Source organism: Methylobacterium sp. J-088, from assembly GCF_022829295.1.
GTDB lineage: Bacteria > Pseudomonadota > Alphaproteobacteria > Rhizobiales > Beijerinckiaceae > Methylobacterium.
In genome coordinates this window covers 1-375 of record NZ_JAKSYH010000275.1, presented here as the reverse complement: position 1 = coordinate 375, position 375 = coordinate 1, and the positions used below count along the sequence as shown (strand labels likewise).

At 69.1% G+C, this 375-nt stretch carries 1 protein-coding gene; it reads right to left on the bottom strand.

Annotated features, from left to right (window positions below):
• Positions 1–98: 98 nt before the first annotated feature.
• Positions 99–314 carry a hypothetical protein gene (locus MKK63_RS29915; protein WP_244008003.1) on the bottom strand — a complete coding sequence of 72 codons (216 nt, stop codon included), beginning with the start codon at positions 312–314 and terminating at the stop codon, positions 99–101.
• Between the last annotated feature and the right edge of the window lie 61 nt (positions 315–375).

Below are 375 nucleotides of genomic sequence, written 5' to 3'. Positions count from 1 at the left end.
CCCTGCAGCGACAGCCCTGCCTGGAGCGCGTCAACATCCCCTCCATGACGCCCGACCACCGTCCCGGCCACGCTGGCCGCGGTGATCATCACCACGGCCTACAGCACGGTGCACGGCCGGGCGAGCGGGGTCTCCTGGCCGGCATCGGCCTTCATCACCTCGGCCAGGGCGCGACTGAGATCCCCTTGCTGGTCGATCAGCGCCTTCTGCAGGTCGAGCTGCTCCTGCAGCCGATGGCCCTCGTCGGGCAGCACCCTGGCCAGGATCGGGCCGACGGCCCCGAGCAAGGCCGGAAGGAGAGCGACGAACTCCATGGTCAGGCACCCTTCTCATGTTGTGGCGGACGGCATCCCGCAGCCACAGCCACCAAGATTC